Genomic DNA, 25,804 nt, shown 5'->3' with positions numbered 1-25,804 from the left:
CCCCCGCGTGACAAGATACGCCTTGCGGGTGCCATTCGGCGCTCCCGGTACTGCTCGGCACCTCTCGCAGGGCGAGGCACCGGAGACGGATTATAGCCCGGGCGGCGGGATTAGCTGGCGGGATCCCAACATCAGCGGGCACCCGCGGGAGGCCGTTCCGGTCGCTCGCCCGCCGCTTCACCAAAATCCCGTGGCCTCACCCCCAGGACCAGCAGGGCCAAAACATACCCAACCCCGCCCACGAGCATCCAAAATAACAGCCTTGCCATCCGTTCGCCCGGGGTGGCGGCCAGCCAGTCGTCCAGCCCCACCAAGCCCCAACCCAGTAAAGCGCCCAGCACCAGGGCCGCCACCAGCCCCCGAACAAGGCGCGATCCCCAGTCGCTGGCGGGCCGGTAGGCCCCTTGCCTGACCAGCCCCCCCAGTAGCAGGCCGGCATTGAGGAAGGCGGCCAGGCTGGTAGCCAAGGCCAGACCGGCATGCCCGAAGGGCCCCATCCAGGCGATGCTTAGGACCAGGTTGAACCCCAGGGCCATCAGGGCATAACGTGCCGGGGTGCGGGCGTCCTGATGGGCGTAATAGCCGGGGGCCAGGACCTTGATCGCAATGAAGGCCGGCAAACCGGCGGCATAGGCCATGAGGCTGAGGGCGGCCATGTGAGCATCCCCGGCGCTGAATTCAGCCGACAGAAAGAGGGTCGCGACCAGGGGCACCGCCAGGACCACCAGCCCCACCGCCGCCGGCAACCCCAGGAGCAGTACCCAACGCAAAGCCCAATCCAGGGTGCGAGAGAAGGCAGCGGCTTGAGCCGCCGCGCCCGAGCTGGTTCCGGGGTCCATGCCCAGCCCCCCTCCGCCATTCCGCCCCAGGTGCGACAGCCTCGGCAGGATGACGGTCCCCAGGGCCGCACCCAGGATGCCAAGCGGAAATTCCACCAGCCGGTCTGAATAATAGAGCCAGGAGATGCTGCCCACGGACAGGAAGGAGGCCAGGAAGGTATCCAGGAGTAGGTTGATCTGGGTCATGGAGACGCCGAGCAGGACGGGCCCCATGCGGCGCAGGATCTTGCGCATGCCGGGATGGTGCCAATCGAGACGAGGACGCGGCAGCAGGCCGAGCCGGGCAAGGAAGGGCAACTGAAAGGCGAGTTGCGCCAGACCGCCGAGCAGGACGCCCCAGCCCAGGGCCAGGATGGGCTCCTCCAGCCGCGGCGCCAGCCAGAGGGCGCAGCCGATGATGGCCAGATTGAGCAGCACCGGGGTGAAGGCGGGGACGCCAAAGTGCTCATGCAGATTGAGCGCGGCGCCCGCCAGTGCCGCCAGGACGATGAAGAACACATAGGGTAGCGTCAACCGCAGCAGTTCCGCGGCCAGGGCCTGTTGGTGGGCCTCGGCAGCGAAGCCGGGGGCGAAGGCCAGGATCAGCCAGGAGGCGGCCAGGGTGCCGATCAGGGTCAGGAGCAGGAGGCCTGCGCCCAGGACGCCGCTCAGGCTGGCGAGCAGGCGGCGCAAGGCGGTGGAACCACCCTCGCGGCCGGTCTCGTGGAGCACGGGCACCAGGGCACTGGCGAAGGCGCCCTCGGCAAAGAGGCGGCGGAAAAAGTTCGGGATCTTGAAGGCGACGAAAAAGGCATCCGTGCCCGCATCCGCCCCGAAGAGGCGCGCCACCATCAGGTCACGGACAAAGCCGAGGAGGCGCGACAGCAGCGTATTGCCGCCGACCCTGGTCAGGGAGGCGGACAGGGAGGCCATGAGTTGCCGGGCTAGCGCGAGCAGGCAACCGGGTGCGAGCGGTTAGAGTTCGCCCTGATACCGCTCATCCTCGGCCTGCTGGCGCCGAGCCATCTCGGCCTGACGGCGCAGGTCCCAGACCTCCTGACGTTGGTTGACGCGCTTGTCCCAGGCCCCCGCCTGTTCCGGGATACTGAATTCGGCGAACAGCACCTGGCGCAGGAAGCGGTAGCCAAACTTGAGCAGGGCCAGTTCGTCGGTCTCGACCTCGGCGTAAAAGGTCTCCGGCAGATCATAGGTGGCGCGGAACTTATCGCTGAGAACAAAACGGCGGAAGGTATCCAGGTCGTAGGAGGCCAGGAAAAAGACATTCAGACTTGTCTGGGGTGGGCGGCCCACCGTGGGCCCGGCGGAGCGCTTCTTTAGGATGAGCTGGTACCATTCGCGATTGTGTGCGTCATGGGTATCGCACCCCTGCTCCGCGCGGTAATCGCCGATGCTGATGCGGCGGTCTTCCAGGTGACCTTTGCAGTGGTCCTCGCGGACCAGGGAATATTCCTGAAGGGTGTCGGTGTCCCCCGCGACGCGGCGGTTGAGCAGGGCGACCGGGTAATAGCGGCAGACCGTGGGCCGGTCCTCGTAAACACTGCAACCCCTATCGCCATCGAGCAGCAGGCAGGCCCCCTCGTCGGTGGTCCTGAGCTTGACCCCCGGGGTGCCGTCGGCATCCATCTGGAAGGGCACCGTGTGCTTGGCAAGGAAATCGGTCGTAGACAGACCCAGACGCCCCTTGAGGCGCAGGATGTCGTAGGGGGCCAACGTCACGTCGGCCATGCGGCAGCAGGCGTTGAAGCAGGAGATGCCCGGATAACAGCGGAAGGGGATCTCGGTCTCCTCTCCCAGTACCTCGGGCAGTACCACGCTCTGGAAGGGAATTTCGGGTCTCTCGTCACTCATGATGGGTCTCTCAAAAAACCGGGCGCCTCGTGGGCGCCCGGTTCCTCGACTAGCGACTAGTCACTAGTGCGCGGCGGCCTTGAACAGCTTGGACTTGTCGACCAGATCAACATGGGCGCGCTTGAAGCAGGTCCAGGCCTTGGTCTCCTTGTCGTAGATGGAGTTGACAAAGCAGTGCCAGTTCTCCTCGTCCACGAAGTTCTTGTCCATCCGATAGTAGAAGCCGGGGTAACGGCTCTCCTCGCGGAACTGGATGTGCTTCATGTGGGCCTCGGCGGTGAGGATGCGATGGTAGTTCTCCCAGGCGCGGAGCAACTCGTGCAGGTCCTTGGCACGCATCTTGGCCGCATCTTCCTTCAGCATCTCCAGCTTCTCTTCCGCCACCGTCAACATGTTGGCGTTGGTGGTGTAGTAGGTGGCGACGCCGGCTACATACTCATCCATGATCTTCTGCAGACGGAACTGCAGCATCTTGGGGGTGATGTAGTGTGGGTTCACATCTATGGCGGTGCTATAATCCTTATGCTCCATGAAGTTACGCACCGGCGCATAAATCTGCTCGACCAGGACGGCGGGGTCCGTATCCAGCTCGGGCTTCATGTCCTTATTGTCGATGCAATACTGGACCATGGACTTGGCGGCCATGCGGCCCTCGGCATGGGAGCCGGAGGAGAACTTGTGACCCGAGGCACCCACGCCATCACCGGCCGTGAAGAGACCCTTGATGGTGGTCATGCCACGGTAACCCCAGTTCCAGCCCTGCGGCAGGTGAGCGGGGATCTTGCCCTTTTCGGAATGGAGCTCCTCCGTGGGGGCGCCAACATCGACGGGACCGGAGGCCCAGATGCCGCAGCAGCCGGAGTGAGAACCCAGCAGGTAGGGCTCGGTCGGCATCAGCTCGGAGTTCTTCTTCTCCGGCTCGACGTTCTCGCCAACCCAGATACCGCACTGGCCAACACACATGTCCAGGAAGTCTTCCCAAGCCTCGGCCTCGAGGTGCTTGACCTCGCGGGGCGACAGGGTCTCGCGCAGCTTGGCCAGGGCGGTCACGGTATCCATGTAGATGGGACCGCGGCCTTCCTTCATCTCCTTGAGCATGAGGTGGTTACGCAGGCAAGAGGCTGGCACGGCGGCCTGGCCATAAGGAGGATAGTCGTTCAACATCTCCTTGTTCTTGACCATGTAAACTTCGCCGTAGGCGTTGGTGGCCTGGGCCTTGAAGAGCAGGAACCAGGCGCCGACCGGGCCGTAACCGTCCTTGAAGCGGGCGGGCACGAAGCGGTTTTCCATCATGGTCAACTCGGCACCGGCCTCGGCGGCCATGGCGTAGGTCGAGCCAGCGTTCCACACCGGATACCAGGCGCGGCCCGTGCCCTCGCCGACGGAGCGGGGACGGAAGATGTTGACGCAGCCACCGGCGGCCAGGAGGATGGCCTTGGCCTTGTAAACCACGACCTTGTGGTCGCGAACGGAGAAACCGACGGCACCAGCGATGCGGTTCTTGTCATTCTTATCGTTGACCAGCTTGACGATAAAGATGCGCTCCTGAACGCGGTCGGAGCCCAGGACCTTCTTAGCCGCCTCGGCGACGATCCACTTGTAGGACTCGCCGTTGATCATGATCTGCCACTTGCCGGAACGGACGGGCTTGCCGCCATCCTTCAGCGGGGTCATGCCCTTGGAGCCATCGTGACGCTCGCCGTTCTCGTCAAGCTTCCAGATGGGCAGGCCCCACTCCTCGAAGAGATGCACGGAGTCATCGACATGACGGCCCACGTCATAGGCCAGGTCGTCACGGGTGATGCCCATGAGGTCGTTGGAGACCATACGGGCATAGTCCGCCGGGTCCTGCTCGGAACCGATATAGGTGTTGATGGCGGACAGACCCTGGGCCACGGCGCCGGAGCGGTCCATGGCGGCCTTATCAACCAACCTGATCTTCAGATCGATGCCCGTTTCCTTCTTGGCGGCATCCGCCCATTGCATGATTTCGTAGCCAGCACCGCAGCAGGCCATGCCACCGCCGATCAAGAGGATGTCAACCTCTTCCTGGACGATCTCCGGATTTCCAAATTCACCAGCCATTTCTCTATCTCTCTCTAATTTTTTACTTGCGGATCAGTTCGGCGGGATTACCAGGACGATAACCCTTGGTCACGCCGCCATCGGCACTGCCGGTGAAGAAACCGGTCGCCGCGATGTTGGCCAGGGAGGCAGTAGGCTTGCCGCCGTAAGGATCGATGGAGCCTTCCGGGGTGGTGCGGATGGGAAACTTGAAGCGCTTGAGGGTGCCGTTGCGGAATTTGATAGTCCACATGATGGAGTCGGAACCACGCAGGGGCTGGACGGAGCCACCCAGGGGCACGATGTCCGCGTAATGCCGGCACTCAATGGCCTGCTGCGGGCAGATCTTGACGCAGGAGTAACATTCCCAGCACTGCTCGGGCTCCTGGTTAAAGGCCTTCATAGCATGGCCAGTGTCGGAACCGTCACGATCGAGCTTCATCAGGTCGTGGGGGCAGATGTACATGCAAGCGGTTTTATCCTGGCCCTTGCAGCCATCGCACTTGTCAGTACGCACAAAAGTTGGCATGGTGTTCTTTCTCCTAACGTTGTACCGCAGCGAATGTCGCCGATTCTGGCGAAGACGTATGACGGCACCCAGCCCCCAGCGGTCAGGCGACGTCGACACGTACTCATCGAGTCCTCCCTGACTCGGCGTCCAATCGGCGGTCCTGTCCTGGCGAGGAGATGAGCTTTTGCCCGTCTGGCCGCCATCCCGATGACGCTAATATGGATAGATTAGAGAGAGGCAAGGGCAAGTGTCAAAACAGTTTTTTGCCCTGAATCATAAAATAACCTTATTAGAGGCTTCTGAAGGACCCCGGCGGGCGGTGTGGCCGGAGCCCATCGGATTCAAGGCCCTGGCCAGAAGCGATTTTTGGGTTTAACCTCTCCAGGCATGGCGGCGAGGCCTCTACCCACTCTGAGATAGCGATTGGATCATGACATCTGCCCCACTCCCTCGCCTTCGCCCCCTTGAGACCCACCACCTGACACCCCTTGTCGCCGTCGTACTGGGTCCTTCCCACCCAATCAATGACCCGCCACCCCTCGGGCTGGGCTGGTCAGGTAAGGGGCCTCGCGACCAAGCAGGAGGCACAAATTCATGCAGCGCATCCTTCTGACCTGCGGCGCCCTCTATGGCGCCCTAGCGGTGGCCTTGGGTGCCTTTGGCGCCCATGCCCTCAAGGCCCGGCTGGCCCCCGAGCTCCTGGCCCACTGGGGCACGGCCACCCAGTATCTCGCCGTGCACGCCCTGGCCCTGCTGGCCACCGGCATGCTCATCGAGAGCCAACCCTCCCCCCGTCGTTCGCTAACCCTGGCGGGCCAGGCATTCCTCCTGGGCACGACCATTTTCAGCGGTAGCCTCTTCTTACGGGTCTTGCTGGACATGCCCTCCTTGGGCATGGTCACGCCCATGGGCGGTGCCCTGCTCATCCTTGGCTGGCTGCTGCTGGCCTTCGGTCTCTGGCGGCAGGGTTAAAGGACCATGCGCCGGACCCGGGTTTATGTGGATCTGCCGTTGGCGGCCGATCAGGACCTGTCCCTGCCCGCCCCGGCGGTCCAGCACCTGGTTCAGGTGTTGCGCCTGCGGCCCGGTGACGCCTTCATCGTCTTTAATGGCGATGGCCGTGATTATCCCGCCGCGATACTCACCGCCCACCGGCAGGGGGTAGTGATCCGGATTGGCGAGCCAGGGGAGCCCGAACCCCCCTTGCCCCTCGGCGTCCACCTGGGGATCGGTATCTCCAAGGGCGAGCGCATGGACTTCTCGATCCAAAAGGCGGTTGAGTTGGGCGTCGCCGAGGTCACGCCCCTCTTCGCCGGACGCGTCATGGTGCGGTTGGCCGGTGACCGCCTGGCCAACCGCCAGGAGCACTGGCAGGGCATCCTGATTGCCGCTTGCGAACAAAGCGGACGTCGGCGCCTACCCCGGCTGAACCCCGTCCAGGTTCTGGATACCTGGGTCGTCCAGGGACACCCCTGCCCCCTGCTGTTGGATCATCGCGCCCGCCGCTCCCTGCCCAGCCTCGCCCGGCCAGGGCCGGCCCTGACCCTGCTGATCGGACCCGAAGGGGGCCTGGCCCCCACTGAACGCGAGCGCGCCTACCAAAGCGGCTTCACCGGCGTGCGTCTCGGTACGCGCATCCTGCGCACCGAGACGGCCCCGCTAGCGGCCCTTGCCATTGTCCAGGCCCTGTGGGGCGACCTGAGGGATTAAGGCACGAGCACAATTCCTACTCAATCAGTTATTCCGGAGCAAGGACAAAAATGCTGATTCAACATAGCGGCCCGACAGACCTAACCCGATCATTCCCTTCTCTCGGTAATTCGAATAACTAAATAGGTAAGATGCACTCCAACGAGGAGCCATAGCTGTGATGAAGTAACCAATCTTGTCGCGCCTGAAGCAATAACCTCTGCCGCAACTCCTGACTCCCAATGACCATTTCTAGTGCCTGCTCCCAGGGCTCGCTAGACTGACCTGGTACCAGGATGCCATTTTCACCATGACGGATAACTTCTTGGTAGGGAAGAAGATCGGAGGCCAGGGTAACCGCGCCAAGTGCGGTATAGTCCATGAATTTAATACCACTTTTGGCAGTATTGAATGCATCGGGGGTCAAAGGCGCGATCCCAACGGAAAACGGCGCCAGGCTTTGCAGCCAGTGAACGAAGGCGGGATAGACTATCGCCACACCCGGAGGCGGCTGATGCAGGATGGCCCAAGACGGGAGGCGATTGACTTCATCAATACCCACAAGGTGTATCTCTACTTTTGGGCCATGACGACTGATAACTCGCTTTAGCGCTGGCTCAACCATCTTCCAATCCCGAGCGTGGGTCATGGTCCCCATATACAGGATGCGTAACGGCTGGTCGTCGGATAAATTATTTTCCAAAAGGCGCCAGAGGATCTTCCCCAGGCGATTGGGGATTACCCTGAAATGAGAATTTAATCCAGAAATCCGATCTGCGAGTTCAGGGGTCGATACCCAAACCTCGCTAGCATTTTTTATCAAATCCGCCACTAGGCCTTTCATCCGGCGATAATGGCCTTCCTCGCCATGGGAGCTATCCAATGCCAGGAGGTCATCATCAAGATCGTAAATCAACCGACAACCCTGCTGACTTATCTTGTGTAGTAACCCATCCAAACTTGACCGATCCGGGAATGCCAATCTTTGGGTTATGATATTTGTTACCCGATAGTGCAAGGCGGCATCTGGGGATGCAAATCGAAAAGAGGGATTTTGGATACTGGCAGCCAGCGGCATCAGCAAACGAATATAGCCACAGGGGCTAGGGTGCGATCCGAGCTGATCCGAAACCACGACCACTGAATTAGGGTCATGGCTCAGGTCAAAGGGACGAACATCGCCATCACCACTGGTCAATGCCAAATAATTAGCTAGGTACCAGGATACGTCTTCGGCTAAAGGCTGTATGGGGGATACTTGAGCATCCGCCTCAGGCCAAGCTCCCTTGAGTCGCAAACCTTTAAAGCGCTCCAACCAAGAAAGAAGCACCGTGGTTGTCGCATCGACATCATAACCCCAGGCGATGGTGTAGTGACGCAATCGTTCGGGAAAGGCTCCCAGGCGCGGGGCAAGAATGGGGAGCCCCATGTTGAGTACGGTAGTCAAGGTATAACTATAGGTTTCCGGGCACCGCGAAGGAAACCAAACCAGATGTGGTCGCTTTTCCAGGATAAGGCGGTTAAGTTCTTGATCAGTGTAGGTACCCGTTTGAGATATCACGCCATTGAGGGCATTCGGAACGATCTCCGTGGAAAATCCAACCAAGATAATTTGGATCGGGTATTTCCGCCGAACCGCCAACCTCGCCAAATCCAGAACCAGATCAAGCCCCTTATGACGAGCCAAAACACCCAGAACAACAACCCGGAGGGGTTGATTCGCGTTAATTTCATAAGATAGAGGAGTAATATTATCCGACGGCAACGGTTCGTGATACACAGACCGCATCCTCGCATAAGCCTGGGGATAGTATTTTAAGCATCTGGATGCCGCGTCCTGACTTGGGCAGATAATTGTCAGGGCATCATGAAACAACCATGCATGACGGGCACGCCAATAAAATATATCCGTGGTTTCCGATCGGGGCAATTCCTTAAGACATTCAAGGCACCCGTTCTGATCCGGTTCGCCACAGTAAGCCGAATGCAGCGGACCCATCAGATTCACTCGTGGACAGAGCGTATAGTAGTCATGAACAGTGAACAGAAAGGGGAGACTCAGTCGGGCAAGCAAGGCCTGTAAATCGATGGCCCAGTGCATGATATGGTGAATATGCACAAGGCTGACGCCAAATGCCTTGATTATCTCTGCTAATCTGGCTTGATCTCCCGTTGGGATCTGGATAGTAAATTCATCCGCCCCATGAACCAGTTCAAGAGCGGCAAGCTGGGGTTTCCCTGGCATGGAACGCAGGATCAGCACCCGAGCTCCTTCATCGCTTAATATAGGAGCCAAATCACGCAAATGCTTATCGACCCCGCCACCAAGTCCATGGGAAATCATGAGGATGACGGGTTGGCTCCGCCTACGCAATCGAGCCGCTGTTAGTGCCAGCCGCCATGGACGAGCCGGATCCCTCCTTACAAAGTCAGCGACATTGGCCTCATAATCAGGATATCGTTCACGAATAATGCCGGCCGCGTATAGCTTCGAGGGACTGCTTCCCGTTCCAAAACTGACCTCTCCCGCATGGAAAACAAAGAGATCGGCCGCAAGGATGTGCCTCCAACCCTGGAGACTGGCCCGCAAACAGAAATCATTTTCCTCGCCATAACCTCTTCCAAAGGTTTCCACATCGAAAAGCCCAACGCTATTCAAACAGCCGCGCTTGATGTACATGCAAAAGCCAACGGCGGTAGGCAGATCAGTGAACCGCCCCCGATTCACTTCCTGGATCAATAAATCCAGCGTCTCCAGTGTTTCGCCATCCGGGAATCGTGCCTCGCCTGGTAAGTTCGGATAGCTGCAAATTGTCGCATTGTTGGAAAAGGGGGTGACGGTACCGATGGTCGGTGATTGATAGGCCTGGGCAACCAACCTATCCAGCCAGCCGTCGGGAACTTCGGTGTCGCTATTAAGCAGAACGACATCGTGCTCCTTGGATAGCACCATACCCCGGTTGACCGTGGCGGTAAACCCAAGATTCTCGTCATTATGCAGAACCAGGAGTCTCTCGTTCCGCGGCAGCGCATCCAGGAGAGAACGAATTTCCGGGCGCGGTGATGCGTCATTGATTAGAATAATTCGATTTTCAATCCGTGTTTTGGCATTAATGACTCGTTCCAAACAACGTCGGGTTGTTTCGATTCCGTCGTATATAGGGATAATCACATCGACTTGTATATCAGGGGTTTTTAAATCCAAAACCGAACACGACGGCAGCAAATCCTCCAAGGCGAAGGTAGAATAAGAATCAATCGCTGTACCCGAACCAGCAAAGCTTGTCGGGGCAATATTCATCACCCGAAACTGGTAGGACGGGAGTTCCCGGAATAATCGTGGCATCCTTTGATATAAACAATCCTGCATTCGGCGTTTTGAACCTTCGGATGCTGGTAGCTTATGAAAACCCCACCGCATCGATCTCCAGATGATATCAGTTGATGGCTGTAGTTTTTTAATGAGAATTAGCGTATGACGTAGAGGCCCTGTCAAACGCCAGAATGCCGATTGTTCGATATCCAAAAATACGCGGTGATAATAATCACGATCCCGCTCTAGCTGATCGCGATCCTTTTCCACCCGGCGGAGATGGTCATGCGAACACTTCAGGGCATTGTCGAGTTGATCCCGATCCTTTTGCACCCTTGCATTATGCTCACGAGAAATGTCCATAATGTTTTCGAGGTGATCGCAATGCTGCTCTACCCTAGCGTTTTCTTCACGCGAGAGTTCCAAAGCATTTTGAAGTTCATTGCGGACACTTTCTACTTTAAATAATTGATCTTTAAATTGCTCTTGCGCGCGGTCTTTTTCCATTAATTCACATCTCAATTCATTCAGGTCATGCAATTTTGACTCTATAAACGCATTCCATTCCTCGCCACTGCAGATCATTTTCCACTTTTGATAAATACTGTTCCGCCCCGTCCATCGCAGATGATTATTTGCCGCAATATTTAATCCTGACTGACTTAAGCCAACTCGATACAGAGCGGTAACCGCATCGTGATGTACAAATGGTCCTTTTCGGATCAATTGAAGCCAGAAATCCCAGTCTTCATAGATATCAAGAGTTTCGTCGAATTTACAATCCAAAACGGCGGACCGACGAAAAAGAACCGAGTTAATAGGGAAAGCATTATTCCCCAATAAGTATATAGAGTTAAAAGGGGCGTTGTACACATCAAGCTCATTTCCAGCAGCATCAATGAGGCGTACCCCGGTGTAACAGGCTGGCGCCTCGGGATGAGTTAGCAGTGTGTTTCTCAGGCCAGAAAGATGACCTTCAAGAAAGAGATCATCATCATCCAGAAAAATCAGCAGGTCGCCTTGGGCAGCGGACAGGCCAACATTGGCTGCGGCTGGGCGAGACAGCCTTGCTCCCGTGGCTATCAATCGAATCCGGGCCGGGCCAGAGCCATCAGGAAGTTCTGGATGATCCTTACCCAGGGAATCCACAACAATAATTTCGAGATCCTCGATCGCTTGGTTTGCGGCCGAGGCAATAGATTCGGCAAGGCATGAACGTCCCATGCTCCGGATGATTACACTGATATGATCGGTCATGTCATTGAATACTTAAGTCGATAATTGTGAGTGGAGATCATCCCCCCGAGCCACTTTGCGCCGAAGGCTCCATTTTCACGCTCTTGACAGAGGTTTCTTTCAGTCCTTTACAGCAACACTCGCTCGATACCCACTCCACCTACTCGATCGAGGAATTGCTTTTCCCACCCCCTACCCAAGCGTTGGTTGGCAAGTTCTACGATGATGTACTCCGTGGTCAAGCCCGTTTCGTCGCCAAACTTGGCCAGGCCCTGCTGGCAGGCGGGGCAAGCGGTCAACAGCTTGACGTCACCTTGGGCGCGGTCGCGGCCAGTGAGGGCGCGGATGCCCTGAACCAGGGATTCCTCCTTGCGATATCGAAGTTGGCTGGCGATATCCGGGCGGGCGGTGCCCAGGGTACCAGCCTCGCCGCAGCAGCGGTCGGTGAGGGTGACAGGCTGGCCCAAGAGGCTGGCGGCAACCTTGAGGGGGGCATGCGTCTTCATGGGACTATGGCAGGGATCATGATATAGGTACTGGATACCCGAACCGCCCCGCGTCCAGGATTCCACTCCAGCGGTCACGGGGGCCGCTTCGGCCCGGCGCTGGGGCAAGGCGCCGCCAGCGAGGGTCACACCTCTTTCCATCAGATATTCATGGATGTCCAACAGGCGGCAGCCGGGAAAGATGCGCTCGAATTCATACTGAAGCAACTGGTCCATACAGGTGCCGCAGGAAACGACGACGGTACGAATATCAAGATAATTAAGTGTGTTGGCGATGCGGTGGAAGAGGACGCGGTTCTCCATGGTCAAGCGCCGGCCCTGGGCCTCGTAGCCCCCGGCGCTCTGGGGGTAGCCACAGCAGAGGTAACCGGGGGGCAGCACCGTTTGCACCCCCTGCTCATAGAGGAGCGCCAAGGTAGCCAGGCCGATATCCGAGAAGAGGCGATCGGAGCCGCAGCCGGGGAAGTAGAAAACGGCCTCCATTTCCTCCGGATTACGTATGGGATTCCGCAGAATGGGCACCTGGGTGGCATCCTCCAGGCCCAGGATTTGGCGAAAGGTCCTTTTCGGCACCTTGACACGGATAGACCGGCGCAATAACTCCTTTGCCAGGGTGACGGCCTGGGGTTGCCCCGTGGTCGCCGCCGGGGGTTCCTGGCGCCGATACAGGCCCAGACGCCGGGTCAGGGCGCTGGCGAGATTGAGGCCTCGAAAACCCCAGGTGGCTAGACCGATACGCAGCAGGCGGATGGCGCGGGGGTCCTTGGCGTCGAGGAAGCGCATAGCGGCCCAGGCGCCGGGGCTGAAGCGCTTTTGGCGTCGGTCTACCAGGATGCGACGCAAACGCGTCGTCACCTCGCCAAAGTCGATCTTGACCGGGCAGGGGGGCTGACATTTATGGCAGACGGTGCAGTGGTCCGCCAGATCGTTCATCTCGGCGAAATGGCGCCCCGACAGACCCCGGCGTGTCTGCTCCTCGTACAGGAAGGCCTCGATGATGAGGCCGGTGCCGAGGATCTTATTGCGCGGCGAATAATGCAGGTTGGCGCGGGGTACATGGGTCATGCAGACCGGCTTACACTTGCCGCAGCGCAGGCAGTGCTTGATATCCTCGTTGAGGGCGCCGAGTTCCGTTTCCTCCAGGATGATGGCCTCCTGGCTCACCAGCCGGAGCGAGGGCGTATAGGCGCCCTCGAGACCCGAGCCCGGCATCAGCTTGCCCGGGTTGAAGCGCCCCGCCGGATCCACGGCCTGCTTATAGCGGACGAAGGCCGCCAGTTTTTCGGGCTCCAGAAACTGGATCTTGGTTAGCCCGATACCGTGCTCACCGGAGATCACCCCCCCCAGACCGGTCGCCAAGGCCATGATGCGGGCCACCATGCGGTCGGCCTCGTGCAGCATGGCGTAGTCCGAGGAATGCACCGGGATATTGGTGTGGACATTGCCATCGCCCGCATGCATATGCAGGGCCACGAAAAGGCGCGCCTCCCGGACCCGGGCATGGATGGCGGCGAGCCGTTCCCGCACCGCGGCCATGTCCTGGCCGCTGAAGATCTCGTCCAGGCGCTGACGGACCTCCTGGCGCAGGGACTGACGCAGGTCGCGGCGCAGGAGCAAATCCAACAGGCTGTCGCCCGCCTGGACCCGCGCCTGCTCTATTTCCCCCAGGAGGTTGGCGTGATTCACCGCCGGAGCATCGAGCAGGGCCAGGATCTGGCCCCAACGGCGATGCGTCTCCTCCAGCACCTGACGGGCCGCCCCGCGCCTGGCGTCCAAAATGGCCTGGGATTCGGCGGAGTCTTCGAAGCCCGGCCAGACACGAGCCTCCGGCATTTCAGTCTCCACATAGTCCTGGAGGGCCTCCAGAATCCGCTGCTTGTTGGCGATGGACTGCTCGATATTGATCCGCTCGATGGCCCGCGAATAGTCCGCCAGCCGTTCCAGCGGTATCACCACATCCTCGTTGATCTTGAAGGCATTGGTGTGGCGGGAGATGGCGGCGGTCCGGGCACGATCGAGCCAAAACCGGCGACGGGCCTCGGGGCTGACGGCGATAAAGGCCTCCCCCTGGCGGCCCTGGGTCAAGGCCACCACCCGCTCGGCGGCGGCGGTCACCCGGCCCTCGTCATCGGCAACCAGGTCGGCGAGCAGCACCATCTTCGGCAACTCGGCGCGGGCCGCCTTGGTGGAATAGTCCAGGGCACGCAGGTAGCGCTCGTCCAGATGCTCCAGACCGGCTATCTGGACCTCGGGCAGGGTGTCGATGTATTCCTTGATCTCCAGAATGGCCGGCACCGCCAGGGAGAGATCGGCGCCGAAAAACTCCATGCAGAGGGTGCGTGTCTGCGCCGGCATCCGGTGCAGCAGGAAACGGGCGGAAGTGATGAGACCATCGCAGCCCTCCTTCTGCACCCCCGGCAGGCCAGCGAGGAACTTGTCGGTAACGTCCTTGCCCAGGCCCGCCTTGCGGAAGGTCTGGCCCGGCAGGGTCAGGAGCTCGGGCTCACCCTTTGGGGTTTGCCCATCCGGCCCGAAGCGGGAGATGCGGAACCGCACCTCGGCCTGGTCATGGATTTTGCCCAGGTTGTGGCCCAGGCGCTCCACCTCCAGCCAGTCGGCATCCGGTGTCACCAGGCGCCAGGAGACCAGGTTGTCCAGGGTGGTGCCCCACAGCACCGCCTTTTTGCCACCCGCGTTCATGGCGATGTTGCCGCCAATGGTGGAGGCGTCCTGGGAGGTGGGGTCCACGGCGAAGACCAGTCCCGCCCCCTCCGCCACCTCAGCGACCCGGCGGGTGATAGCACCGGCGCCACACCAGAGGGTCGGCCATTCTCCCGCCCGATCCGGCAGGGAGCAGCGCTCCACCGCGGCAATGGCGTCCAGCTTTTCGGTATTGATCACGGCGCACCAAGGGTCCAGGGGCACGGCCGAACCCGTATAGCCGGTGCCGCCGCCGCGCGGAATCAGACTCAGCCCACAATCCAGACAGGCGCGGACGATGGGGGCGACCTCGGCCTCCGTGTCCGGGGTGATGACGACGAAGGGCATCTCCACGCGCCAGTCGGTGGCGTCCGTGGCGTGGGCTACCCGTGTTAGACCACCAAAGTCCAGGTTATCCCGGCGCGTGATGCCGGCCAGAGCCCGATGCAGGTCACCGCGCCGTGAGCGCAGATCCATCAGCCCCTGCCCAAAATCCCGCACTGCTTCCCGGGCCGCCGCCAGGAGGCGCGACGCCTGGGCGTTTTCATTGAGGCGCCGCTCGAATTGATCGAGGCGGTGGCGCAAGGCATTGATCAGGAGTTCCCGGCGCTTGTCGTCCTCCAGCAGATCATCCTGCAGGTAGGGGTTGCGGGTCACCACCCACATGTCCCCCAGGACCTCGAAGAGCATGCGCGCCGAGCGCCCCGTGCGCCGCGTCCCCCGTAAATCCTCGATCAGGTCCCACATTTCCTGGCCCAGGAAGCGGATCACAATCTCCCGGTCGGAAAAGGATGTGTAGTTGTAGGGAATCTCGCGGATGCGCTGATGTTGAGAGATAGACATTCCGGGCGTGTTATCAAGGACTGGGGTGGAGGGACGCCAACATTCTATATTATAATTGTTCCAGAGTCGTCCTGGGTTGCTCGCACCGAGGATCAAGGGGTTTGTAATCTTTCGCTTTCTTGCAAAAATCCCTCGCGTTTTGAAAATGCCCAAAAATATTTTTAAAGACGCCGCGTGCCTCGATTCCTAGGCCTGGATCCAATATTGATAGCGGCGGGGCGAAAAGTAATTTACGCAAACCGACCCGGACCCGCCATGAATCTGATATCGATCAGATCAGGCCTCCTTGTGGAATTTCGCCTACTCCGACCATGGCGAGGCGAAGCTATCCCAGCCAATATTGGCTGGGTCACTTATAATCCGGATGAAGCCAGTCGGATAAGGCTTTATCGGGAAGTGCTCATTTCCCTCCCAACCAACTAACGATGCACGACATGGCAGAGGGCTATAATAAAATAATTAAAAAACATTACTCCAACAAATAACCCAACAGCAAGCGGGCAACCAGTTGCTGAATATTTTTACTTTTTTTAGAAACCCTGGAATAAAAATGCAGCAAAAAAAAATTTTTGTGTTCGGCTACTATGGAGATGGAAATCTAGGCGACGAATTACTGTTGGAATCCCTAAGGCTTTGGGCACAGAATTTCGGGGCTGAAGTTGTATCCATGAGCGTAAATCCGTTTCATACAAATAAATTTCATTATATAAAATCTATTGACGCGTTTGACCTACCCGCGGTTGCCAAGGAGATGATGGAATGTTGTTTGTTCGTGCTAGGCGGTGGTGGCTTATTTCAAAATTATGATAAATTCACTATTTCCGCCTTATATGACTTTCGTGCTAACGATATTTCCATGTATGCGAGGCCGATTCTACTAGCAAATCAAATGGGCGTCCCAACGTTGTTATGGGCACAGGGAATTGGCCCTTTGCATTGTGACGAATCTCGTCGGATAGTTCGTGAAATATTCAATATAGCCACCTATCTCAGTCTAAGAGATACGGATTCCCTTTCACTACTTAGGAGCTTAGGTGTCTCGCGCACTGCTCTAGTCGCTCCTGACCCCGTTTGGGCATATCCGCTTCCCAGCACCCTGAGTAATCGAGCCGATAGCGAGAGCCGCATTGGGATTGTCTTGAGACCTTGGGAATTTGCCGAAGGGTGGGAAGATCGCTTTATCATGGCTATTCAAAACACCATTCCACCTGCGGATCATAAACTCGTCTGGATTCCATTCCACATTATTGACGAGCTTGACGAGTTCAATTACAAGCTGGATTTTTTTCACCGAATGATGTCACGGCTAGCTCCTGGTTTTTCTCAGGAGTTAATTAAAGGGAACGAACCAGAGGAAACAATTCAAGCACTGGCCGAATGCGATGCGATCATAGCCATGCGACTGCACGCGCAAATTTTAGCCCTAAGATTAGGCAAGCCTACATTAAGTATTCAATATGACCAAAAAATGGAAGCGGCTTCCATTCAGGCAGGGAGCCCCCTTAATCTAAGGCTCCGCCCCAATGAACCCCAACGCGCTTGGGATCAAGCTATTTGTCAATTGCTTGGGCGGGACCCAATTAAATCTGTGTCGAAATTTAAAATTAACCAGTTGGAGCAGGAAACATTGCTTCACAAACAAATTCTAGAGACCGCGATCACTCAATCGTGTTCCCCGTCATCTTTGAAGCAAAAGCAGACTTTATCAATTAGAAATCATGACTGGCTTAACAGCTGGACCACCGATCATTACCAAGGAAAAATAAGCGACTTTAATGCTCAGGCCAGTGAATCCAACCGAATTATAGCGGAACGGGATGCTAAAATTTCGGGCTTGAGTTCCGAGCTAGCCAAACTAACCTCCTCAACGTCTTGGAAAATTACGCGCCCTTTACGATTTGCAAACCTGTTATTTCACGCCCCAGCGGCCACTTTCTACAACCTTCTCAAAATTTCTTATTGGCGTATACCTCCTTTGTTTCGCCAATATTTACAAGGTCCCCGCTATAGTTTTGTTCGCTGGACCAGAAAGCTTACGCCAAGAGGTTGTATCAACCAAAAGTTGACGGGGGACACCATATCCGAACTCAGCTGGTTGGATTTTACTAATGAGGTCTTGTCACAACGGGAACATTACAAGGGAATCTTCGTTCAAGAGTTGAATGTCGATTGGAATATGTCTCTCTACCAGCGTCCACAACATATTTCCGCCGCTCTGGGCCATCTCGGATATCTGGTTATCTACATGACAAGTGACTGGTCAGCGGATAAGGTTAATGGATTTAGAGAAGTAAGCAAGAATGTCTGGCTGACGAATCGACCTGAAATTGCCACGCTAACGGGGATTGTTCGCTCCTTTTACTCAACTGCATATTTTAACACCCCTGGGCTACTCATGAAAAATGGCAAAAGAGGGGTCCTGGTCTACGAGTACATTGATCATATCGACCCGCAAATAAGCGGAGATAAAAATAACATAAGGCGGTTACTTAAGCTGAAAAAATTCGCATTTGGAGGCGGCGCTGATTTCATTATTGCATCAGCTCGGAAACTTTACGACGAGGCATTGGAGGCGGTTGGGCAAAACAAAGTGCTCCTCGTACAAAATGGTGTTGACACCAGCCATTACCGAAACCCCACCCATAATAATACGGCATTGAGTGACATTTTTACCTCGTTCATCGGTAGGTTCTCGAATATTATCGGTTATTTTGGAGCACTGGCGCCTTGGCTTTGGTATGACGTGATTGGGGAGTTGGTCTCAATGCGACCCGACTTGGGTTTTGTATTTATTGGTCCGGATTATAATGGCGGAAGTTATCGCCTACCAAAAGCTAACAATCTTCTATATCTAGGCGTCATTGATTACAAAATTTTGCCAGCTTACGCGCTTAAATTCGATGTATGCTTTATTCCTTTCGAGCCCGGAGAAATCGCGCGCACGACATCGCCGCTAAAACTGTTTGAATATTTCGCATTGGAGAAACCCGTGGTAGTCACCCATGAAATGCTCGAATGCATTGCATTTCAGGATGTAAAATATGGGGATTCGGCGGAAAGTTTGAGCTTGGCCATTGACCAGGCATCAATTTGCAAGAACGATCCCGTCTTTAAAGCCAGGCTTGCAAAGTTAGCCGATGATAATGATTGGGTTCACAGAGCGCGAGCCATGGAAGTTGTTTTCGATGAATTAAATCACAAAGATTGATGATCTCCCCCATACCCCTTTAAGCAACCGCCTCTCGTCGGGGCTGGGTATCTTCTACTCGCCAAAATCTGGCTACCGGAAACCTAGATCTGCACCGCAAATGGCTGCGAGACCGTACCCTGTCCATGCGATGGCCTTTACATTTCACCTTGAATGAAGCCTGATACCTGCCGGCTCGAATGACCAACCCGATACCTCGCTTTACCTCGCGCGCAATCCATGTCCTCCGTACCGAGGGACTGGATGTTCTGATGAAAAAGATTCGCCGGCGCCTGCGGGTGCAAGTTTTCCGCCCCCTGCCTCCTAAGCTTATCCAAGTCGTTGAACCTTTTGCTCCCCTAGTCCTCCCAGTTTGCGGGGAACGGCCACGGGCATCCCTGATCATTCCCTGCTGTCGAAAATTTTCCCAAACCCATCATTGCCTGGCTGCGTTGTGCGCATCTACGGATAAAGCTTCCTTTGAGGTCATCGTGATCGATGATGACCCGGAGGGGACCACGGCGGAACGCCTTAAGAGTTACGGCAACCTTTACGTTATCAGTAACGGGGGATATCTGGGCCTTCTCCACTCCTGTAACCTGGGAGCGGCCAAGGCCAAGGGTGAGTATTTGGTATTTTTGAACAATAATATCCAGGTCCAGTCAGGTTGGCTAGATGCCTTGTTGGACACCTTCGACAGTGTGCCACGGGCGGGTTTGGTGGGCAGCCGGTTGATTTTCCCAGACGGGCGTCAAAAAGAGGCGGGTGGAATCATTTTTCGTGACGGCTCCGCCTTGAGCTACGGTCAGCTAGATGACCCTTATCGGCCTGAGTATAGCTACCTGCGGGAGCCTGACTATGTCTCCGGTGCGTCGCTCGCGATCGAACGTGACTTGTTCGAGCGGCTTGGTGGATTCGATTTACGATATTCCCCAGCCTGTTACGAGGATACGGACCTGGCCTTCCGGGTTCGGGACGCAGGCTTCCGGGTCTACTACCAGCCTTGGTCGCGGGTGCTATATTGCGAGGACGTAAGCGTTGGAAGGGACCCCGGGGTCTTAACCGACATGAAGCGCATTCAGGACATCAACCAGTACAAGTTTTTCGATCGTTGGCGCGGAGTGCTGAGTAGTCATGGCGAGCGCGACAAGGACCTGGAGCGGCAAAAGGAGCGGGGGGTGCATCGACGGGCCTTTGTGGTCGACGTTTATGTCCCTACGCCAGACCGGGAATCCGGCTCCCTGCGTCTGGTGAATCTCTTCGCCCTGCTGAGGGAACTGGGTTTCAAGGTAACCTTTGCCGCCACCAACCTGGAGGCCCCGGAGCCCTATGTGGCCAACCTGCAACGACAGGGTGTGGAAGTCCTTTACCAACCCTACGTCAAGTCCATCTCCCGCCACTTGAAGGTACGCGGGGCCGAGTACGATCTGGTCATCCTTAGCCGTGCCGATGCTGCCACCAAGATCATAGGCGCGGCCCGACGACATTGTTCTAGGGCGCGGCTGGTCTTCGACACGGTTGATCTGCACTTTCTGCGTGAGTGCCGGCTGGCGGATTTGACAGGCGATCCGCGCACGAAGGCCTTGGCAGAAAGGCGCCGGCGTGAGGAGTTGGGGCTTATCGCCAAAGCCGATGCCACCCTAGTGGTCAGCGCGGTTGAACAGGAGCTATTGGCCCGGGAGGCCCCGGGGGCGGATGTTCGCATCCTTTCGAATATCCACCGCCTTCCCGGCCGCCGCTATGGCTATGCTGATCGGTGCGACATCTTTTTTATTGGCTCTTTTTCTCATCCTCCAAATAAGGATGCCGTAATTTGGTTCAGCCGCGAAATCCTGCCTTTGATCCTCACCCAAGAGCCTGAGATTCATTTTTTCGTCATCGGCGCCGATCCGCCCGTGGAGGTGAGAGATCTAGCATCCCCGTCTCTCCGCGTCCTCGGTCATGTGCCCGATGTGACACCCTATTTCGACGGGTGTCGCCTCAGCGTTGCCCCCCTGCGCTATGGTGCTGGCGTCAAGGGAAAGGTCAATCAAAGCCTTGCCCATGGCTTGCCTGTGGTGGGGACAAGCCAGGCCGTGGAGGGTATGTTCCTTGAGGACGGACGCTCGGTGTTGGTGGCAAATGAGTCTAGCGAATTTGCTACGGCCGTGCTGCGGCTTTATAGGGACCCCGACCTATGGGAGTTGCTATCATCGAATGGTCTGGCCGTGATGGAGGAACACTTTGGCTTCGATTCCGCGCGTCGGGCCCTAGTGGAACTGGTGGAACTGGTGGATGATCACCTTGTTGATTCTACAACTCAAGGCCAGATCTGTGCGGTAATCGTCGCCTATCAGCCAGATATTGATCATCTGAAGGCCTTGGTCAGGGAATGCCTAAATCAGTGTGATGGCGTAATTCTCGTCAATAATGGTTCGCCATTAGTGGTTGAGATACAGGCGTCCGAACGCTTGTGTATTATCGAAGTCGGAGCGAATATTGGTCTTGCGGCTGCTCAAAACATGGGCGTGAATTTTGCCGCGAAACAGCATTACGCCTACGTGATCTTCTTCGATCAAGATAGCCTTCCCGATGCAGGTTCCGTGACTCACCTGCGTTCGGCATTCGATCGCCTCGAGGCGTCGGGCGCGTCTCCCGCCGCAGTCGGCCCCTGCGTGGTGGATAGCCGCGATGGTGTCATTACCTCTTTCGTTCGCTTTCATCTTTGGGGGGTGCAGCACTTTTTACCGTATCCTTACCAACCCTGGATTCTTTGTGATTTTCTTATTGCCTCTGGTTTTTTGACCTCTATGTCCCGCTTTCAAACGATCGGTAATTGGGAAGAGGCTCTGTTTATTGACAATGTGGATATGGAATGGAGCTTTCGCGCCCGCAGCCAGGGGTTCCGCTGTTTCGGAGTCCCCACGGCACATCTTTATCATCCGTTGGGAGATAGATTGATTCGCTTCAAGTTATTCCATCGAAATCTGACTATTTATCTTCATGCCTCCTCGCGCCAGTATTACATGATGCGCAATCGCATCGCTCTCTACCGGAGAAGCTATATACCCCTAGCATGGAAATCGCAGGACATGCCACGGGCATTGTTGAAATTTTTCATGTTCAGCCTGATTCTTGGGCCGCGATGGAAGAATTTACAATCCATGTTGCTGGGCGCTGTCGACGGATGGCGTGGCCAATTGAGCATCTTGCAGGACCCAGAAACCCAGACAAGTCTAAGAGAAGCCGATGGTCAACCACAAATCCACATCACTAAACAGTGGAAATCCAGGAGATCCAGGGGGATGGAGTGACGACTACTTGTTAGCCCCCAGGGAGCACCTCATGCCCACGCGGATGAATCATATTGAGGCACCCATCCTGAGTGTTCTTATCGTCAACTACAACGCCGGCGATCTGCTGAGTGAAGCGGTAGGAGCCTTATTAGACTCGCCCCTGCCACTTGAGGTCCTTGTCAGTGACAACGGCTCACTGGATGCCAGCCTGAAGACCTTGGAGGCCCATTATGGTGGCGACCCACGCCTGCGCATCCAGCGCAACCAAGCCAATCTGGGGTTCGCCGCTGGCCACAACCGGGTCTTGCCCTGGGCACAAGCACCCTATCTCCTCTTTCTGAATCCCGATTGCATCGTCGGCCGTGAGACTCTGCCCCGGCTGCTCGACTTCATGGCGGCCACGCCGCAGGCTGGCATGGTGGGTTGTATTGTCCGCAACCCCGACGGTAGTGAGCAAAAAGCATCCCGACGCCGTATCCCGGACCCCTGGGTAGGACTGGTGCGATTTCTGCACTTAGACCGACTCTGGCCCAATTTTACGGTTGGTAAGCGCCTCAATCTCAACGATCAACCCTTACCTGAGTCCCCGGAGACCGTGGAGGCCATCTCCGGCTCGCTGATGTTAGTGCGGCGTCAGGCGCTGGCCGAGGTCGGCCCCCTGGACAATGGCTATTTTCTCCATTGTGAAGACCTGGACTGGTTTGTGCGTTTTCGCCGTGCCGGCTGGCATATTTACCTGGTGCCTGGGGCCGAGGCCCGCCACCACCAGGGGGCTTGCAGCCTGAAGTTGCCGTTGGCAGTGGAATGGTACAAGCACAAGGGCATGGCACGCTTCTTTCGCAAATTTCAGTTTCAGGACTTCCCTCTGCCCTTCAGCCTATTCGTCCTGCTCGGGATCTGGGTTCACTTCGGTATCTTTCTCCTTGCCCAGGGGTGGCATCGGCTTTGGGCTTTAGGAGGCCGGAGATGAGTGAGATCAACACGGCTACCACAACGTTCCTGCATGTGTCCGTGCTGGTCACTGGGGCAACCGGCAAGGTCGGGCGCCATCTGGTTCAGGCCTTAGTGGAAGCCGGGGCCCGGGTTGCCGTCCTGACTCGTACCCCCGAACGGGCGCGAACACTTTGGCCTACCGCCCGGATAGACTACCGTTCAGGCGATTTAGGGGAGCCAGCGAGTGTGGCAGCCGCCCTCCTCGGCATAGAGGTCGTCTTTCACCTCGCCAGCTATTCTCCAACAGCGGCTGAGGCCAATATCTACGCTGCCCCCGATCATTGGACCGTCAGCGCCGAGGGCACCCGCAACCTAGTGGATGCCGCGCTGGCCAGGGGCGTCCGCCGTCTGGTTTATCTTAGCAGTGTCAAAGCGATGGGCGATACCGCTGCTGCAGGCAGCCAGCCGGCGGACGAGACATGGCCCCCGGCTCCCGACACCCTCTATGGGCGGGCGAAATTGGAGGCCGAGCGGCGAGTGCTCGCGGCAGGCAGGGAAACTGGGATCCATGTCTGCGTGCTACGTCTCCCGATGGTTTATGGACTCGGGAGGCAAGGGAATATCGCCCGCCTGATTGAAGCCGTGGCCCGCCACCGCTTCCCTCCCTGGCCGCGCATCGACAATCGCCGATCGGCCATTCATGTGGAGGACGCGGTCCGCGCCGCCCTACTCACCGCCTGGCATCCTCGGGCAGCCGGGCAAATATTTCTGGTCACCGATGGCGATACCTATTCCACTCGCTGGGTCTATGAACAGACCCGGCTCGCCCTTGGGATGTCTATCCCTCGTTGGGCCTTACCTGTGTGGATGCTGAGGGTTGCGGCTATGACGGGCAGCCTCGGTGAAAAAATCACCGGACGTGCCATGCCTCTGACACTTGCAGGCCTAGAAAAGCTGACTGGCAATGCCTGGTTCGCTTCGGATAAGCTTCGCCGAGAGTTAGACTTCCTACCCGAGCACAAGCTGAAGCAAGAAATTGCCGTCATGGCGCGGGACTATCGCCAGAGTCGGACATGCATGATGGACTGACTTGAGCCTTGTCAAATCACAATGGAATTGTAGCCCGGCGAAGTGATGCTCGCCTAGCGCACCACTTTACCCAATGGCTTGATAAGCTAATCCCCTTTTTTGCTATAGCGCTCGAGGATTTCTTCCACGGCGCCCACCGCCACAACCTGGCCGCGATTCATGAGAATAGCGGTTTTACACATCTTCAATATCAATCCGTTGGAATGGGACGCCAGTACGATAATTCCCGCCTGCTCGGTAAATTCCTTAAGCCGCATTTCCGCCTTTTCCAGGAAGGCGGCATCGCCAGCCCCAATGCCTTCATCAAGCAGGAGGATATCGGGCTTAATGGATGTAGACACGGCAAATGCCAGACGCATACGCATACCAGCGGAATAGGTCCGCATTGGGAGATTTAAAAATTCCCCAAGTTCGGTGAATGCGGCAATATCTTCCATCCTCTCCGTTGCCTGTTTACGGGTCATGCCTAGAAAGAGACCACGCAACAGTATGTTGTCATATCCGGTAGCTTCCGGATCCATGCCTAGAAAGATATCAAACAGAGGGGCAATATGTCCCTCGATCTTAGCTTCACCCGAGCAAGGTTCATAAAGGCCGGCTAATACCCGTAGCAGGGTTGTTTTCCCGGCACCATTATGTCCTACAAGGCCAACCCGGTCGCCATGTTCAAATTTCAGAGTAACATCCGAAAGTGCCTCCACAACAGAGTCCCTACCACCCCCGGAACCGATTCTTCCACCCAAACTTGATGGAATTATTCGATTTTTCAGGGATCGCATACTCGAATCATAAATGGGAAAAATGACGGAGACGTTTTTTAGCTCAATCGATGCCACGGCTAAACTCCTAAACCCAATACGGCAACCGCCAACGCAGAGCCGTATAAAAGAGCATCGCGATGACCCAACCCATAATCGTAATGAGGACTGCGCCAAGGATGACCTGCAAAGACGGCAAGTTTCCCATCAAAGGGGCACGCACTATCTCTACCAAATAATAAAAGGGGTTGAGGTCCAGTAATAAAGCCCGCCCAGGCAACATCTCCATCTTCCAGATGACTGGGGTTATGAAAAACATGACTTGAACGACACTGCCAACAATCTGGGGGATATCCCTAAATCGCGCGCTCAGCAATCCGAACAGAAGTCCAATCCAGACACCATTGAGCAGTATGACCAAAATGGCGGGAGGCACCAGCAGGAGAGTCCAGCTTGGATACTTTCCATACCAGAGGGAAACCAGAAGGAAGATTACAATATTGTGAGCAAAAATTATCAGATTGGTCCAAGCAACCCGATATATATGGATGGAAAGCGGCGCGGGTAATTGCTTGATTAAACCTTCACTTTGGATGAAGCCACCAACCCCATCCAGAATTACACCAGCAAGCAAACCCCAAATTACAAAACCAGCCGAGAGATAGGGGAGATAGTCGGAGAGTTCCTGGCCGAATATAGTCCCATATAGCGTCCCTAGCGCCATCACCATGATTCCCATGGAGAGGGTCAACCAGAAGGGGCCGATCTTGGAGCGGCGATATCGCTGACGTATTTCCTGTAGTCCCATGGTTCCCCATAGCGACTTGCGCTTCCATCCCTGGACAATGTCTGTCTTCGCTTTGTGAAAATTCCGTTGGGTAATGCCTAGGGCTAACTGCGCAAATAGTCCTACGGCCGGTGAGGATACGGAAGAGGGTTCCATGAGGAATCACTAAGAAGGAAAATCTAACTTGTGTTTAGCATACACGCAAGATAACTTTACGGCCAGTACA

14 protein-coding genes are annotated in these 25,804 nt (G+C 56.7%); 6 read left to right on the top strand and 8 right to left on the bottom strand.

Annotation, left to right across the window (positions count from 1 at the left end; translation table 11 throughout):
- Positions 1–131: 131 nt before the first annotated feature.
- The 4 genes from murJ to aprB all read right to left on the bottom strand — a co-directional run bounded on the left by murJ (position 132) and on the right by aprB (position 5,280).
- The gene (murJ, locus tag IPN92_02935; GenBank protein ID MBK8637273.1) at positions 132–1,751 is read right to left on the bottom strand and encodes a murein biosynthesis integral membrane protein MurJ; all 1,620 of its coding nucleotides are present in this window, start codon (positions 1,749–1,751) and stop codon (positions 132–134) included.
- A 42-nt stretch (positions 1,752–1,793) separates the two neighbouring features.
- Positions 1,794–2,687, bottom strand: coding sequence for a YkgJ family cysteine cluster protein (locus tag IPN92_02930; GenBank protein ID MBK8637272.1), 894 nt, complete (start codon positions 2,685–2,687; stop codon positions 1,794–1,796).
- Positions 2,688–2,750: 63 nt separating this feature from the next.
- The gene (locus IPN92_02925; GenBank protein MBK8637271.1) at positions 2,751–4,772 is read right to left on the bottom strand and encodes an adenylyl-sulfate reductase subunit alpha; all 2,022 of its coding nucleotides are present in this window, start codon (positions 4,770–4,772) and stop codon (positions 2,751–2,753) included.
- A gap of 22 nt (positions 4,773–4,794) precedes the next feature.
- A complete protein-coding gene (aprB, locus tag IPN92_02920; GenBank protein ID MBK8637270.1) occupies positions 4,795–5,280 on the bottom strand; it encodes an adenylyl-sulfate reductase subunit beta in 486 nt (161 codons plus the stop codon).
- Positions 5,281–5,856: 576 nt separating this feature from the next.
- Here aprB and IPN92_02915 point away from each other — a divergent pair.
- Both IPN92_02915 and IPN92_02910 read left to right on the top strand, forming a co-directional pair.
- Positions 5,857–6,234 carry a DUF423 domain-containing protein gene (locus IPN92_02915; protein ID MBK8637269.1) on the top strand — a complete coding sequence of 126 codons (378 nt, stop codon included), beginning with the start codon at positions 5,857–5,859 and terminating at the stop codon, positions 6,232–6,234.
- Positions 6,235–6,240: 6 nt separating this feature from the next.
- The gene (locus tag IPN92_02910; GenBank protein ID MBK8637268.1) at positions 6,241–6,972 is read left to right on the top strand and encodes a 16S rRNA (uracil(1498)-N(3))-methyltransferase; all 732 of its coding nucleotides are present in this window, start codon (positions 6,241–6,243) and stop codon (positions 6,970–6,972) included.
- A 118-nt stretch (positions 6,973–7,090) separates the two neighbouring features.
- On the opposite strand, the gene IPN92_02905 is transcribed toward IPN92_02910, so the two are convergent.
- The gene (locus IPN92_02905) at positions 7,091–11,521 is read right to left on the bottom strand and encodes a glycosyltransferase (protein ID MBK8637267.1); all 4,431 of its coding nucleotides are present in this window, start codon (positions 11,519–11,521) and stop codon (positions 7,091–7,093) included.
- Between the two features lie 107 nt (positions 11,522–11,628).
- Entirely contained in the window at positions 11,629–15,549 is a 3,921-nt protein-coding gene (locus IPN92_02900) for a DUF3683 domain-containing protein (GenBank protein MBK8637266.1), read from the bottom strand.
- Positions 15,550–16,099: 550 nt separating this feature from the next.
- Here IPN92_02900 and IPN92_02895 point away from each other — a divergent pair.
- From IPN92_02895 to IPN92_02880, 4 genes are all read left to right on the top strand, one after another.
- Positions 16,100–18,757, top strand: coding sequence for a polysaccharide pyruvyl transferase family protein (locus IPN92_02895; GenBank protein ID MBK8637265.1), 2,658 nt, complete (start codon positions 16,100–16,102; stop codon positions 18,755–18,757).
- Between the two features lie 179 nt (positions 18,758–18,936).
- Positions 18,937–22,029 carry a glycosyltransferase gene (locus tag IPN92_02890; GenBank protein MBK8637264.1) on the top strand — a complete coding sequence of 1,031 codons (3,093 nt, stop codon included), beginning with the start codon at positions 18,937–18,939 and terminating at the stop codon, positions 22,027–22,029.
- A 43-nt stretch (positions 22,030–22,072) separates the two neighbouring features.
- A complete protein-coding gene (locus tag IPN92_02885; GenBank protein MBK8637263.1) occupies positions 22,073–22,981 on the top strand; it encodes a glycosyltransferase family 2 protein in 909 nt (302 codons plus the stop codon).
- Complete coding sequence (locus IPN92_02880; protein ID MBK8637262.1) at positions 22,978–24,033, top strand: NAD-dependent epimerase/dehydratase family protein; 1,056 nt, start codon at positions 22,978–22,980, stop codon at positions 24,031–24,033. Before IPN92_02885 ends, IPN92_02880 begins: the two co-directional genes overlap by 4 nt.
- 86 nt (positions 24,034–24,119) lie before the next feature.
- Here IPN92_02880 and IPN92_02875 read toward each other — a convergent pair whose 3' ends face one another.
- Both IPN92_02875 and IPN92_02870 read right to left on the bottom strand, forming a co-directional pair.
- On the bottom strand, positions 24,120–24,869 hold the full coding sequence (locus IPN92_02875) for an ABC transporter ATP-binding protein (GenBank protein ID MBK8637261.1): 750 nt from the start codon (positions 24,867–24,869) through the stop codon (positions 24,120–24,122).
- Positions 24,870–24,879: 10 nt separating this feature from the next.
- Positions 24,880–25,734: an ABC transporter permease gene (locus IPN92_02870; GenBank protein ID MBK8637260.1), complete on the bottom strand. Its 855-nt coding sequence runs from the start codon at positions 25,732–25,734 to the stop codon at positions 24,880–24,882.
- Positions 25,735–25,804 lie beyond the last annotated feature (70 nt).

Source organism: Chromatiaceae bacterium, from assembly GCA_016714645.1.
Lineage (GTDB): Bacteria > Pseudomonadota > Gammaproteobacteria > Chromatiales > Chromatiaceae > M0108.
Note: the sequence above shows the minus strand (reverse complement) of the source record. Positions and strands in the feature narration are given on the sequence as shown.

Coding starts and splice junctions, on each gene's coding strand:
- murJ (MBK8637273.1), bottom strand. CDS start 1,751: ATGGCCTCCCTGTCCGCCTCCCTGACCAGGGTCGGCGGCAATACGCTG.
- IPN92_02930 (MBK8637272.1), bottom strand. CDS start 2,687: ATGAGTGACGAGAGACCCGAAATTCCCTTCCAGAGCGTGGTACTGCCC.
- IPN92_02925 (MBK8637271.1), bottom strand. CDS start 4,772: ATGGCTGGTGAATTTGGAAATCCGGAGATCGTCCAGGAAGAGGTTGAC.
- aprB (MBK8637270.1), bottom strand. CDS start 5,280: ATGCCAACTTTTGTGCGTACTGACAAGTGCGATGGCTGCAAGGGCCAG.
- IPN92_02915 (MBK8637269.1), top strand. CDS start 5,857: ATGCAGCGCATCCTTCTGACCTGCGGCGCCCTCTATGGCGCCCTAGCG.
- IPN92_02910 (MBK8637268.1), top strand. CDS start 6,241: ATGCGCCGGACCCGGGTTTATGTGGATCTGCCGTTGGCGGCCGATCAG.
- IPN92_02905 (MBK8637267.1), bottom strand. CDS start 11,521: ATGACCGATCATATCAGTGTAATCATCCGGAGCATGGGACGTTCATGC.
- IPN92_02900 (MBK8637266.1), bottom strand. CDS start 15,549: ATGTCTATCTCTCAACATCAGCGCATCCGCGAGATTCCCTACAACTAC.
- IPN92_02895 (MBK8637265.1), top strand. CDS start 16,100: ATGCAGCAAAAAAAAATTTTTGTGTTCGGCTACTATGGAGATGGAAAT.
- IPN92_02890 (MBK8637264.1), top strand. CDS start 18,937: ATGACCAACCCGATACCTCGCTTTACCTCGCGCGCAATCCATGTCCTC.
- IPN92_02885 (MBK8637263.1), top strand. CDS start 22,073: ATGAATCATATTGAGGCACCCATCCTGAGTGTTCTTATCGTCAACTAC.
- IPN92_02880 (MBK8637262.1), top strand. CDS start 22,978: ATGAGTGAGATCAACACGGCTACCACAACGTTCCTGCATGTGTCCGTG.
- IPN92_02870 (MBK8637260.1), bottom strand. CDS start 25,734: ATGGAACCCTCTTCCGTATCCTCACCGGCCGTAGGACTATTTGCGCAG.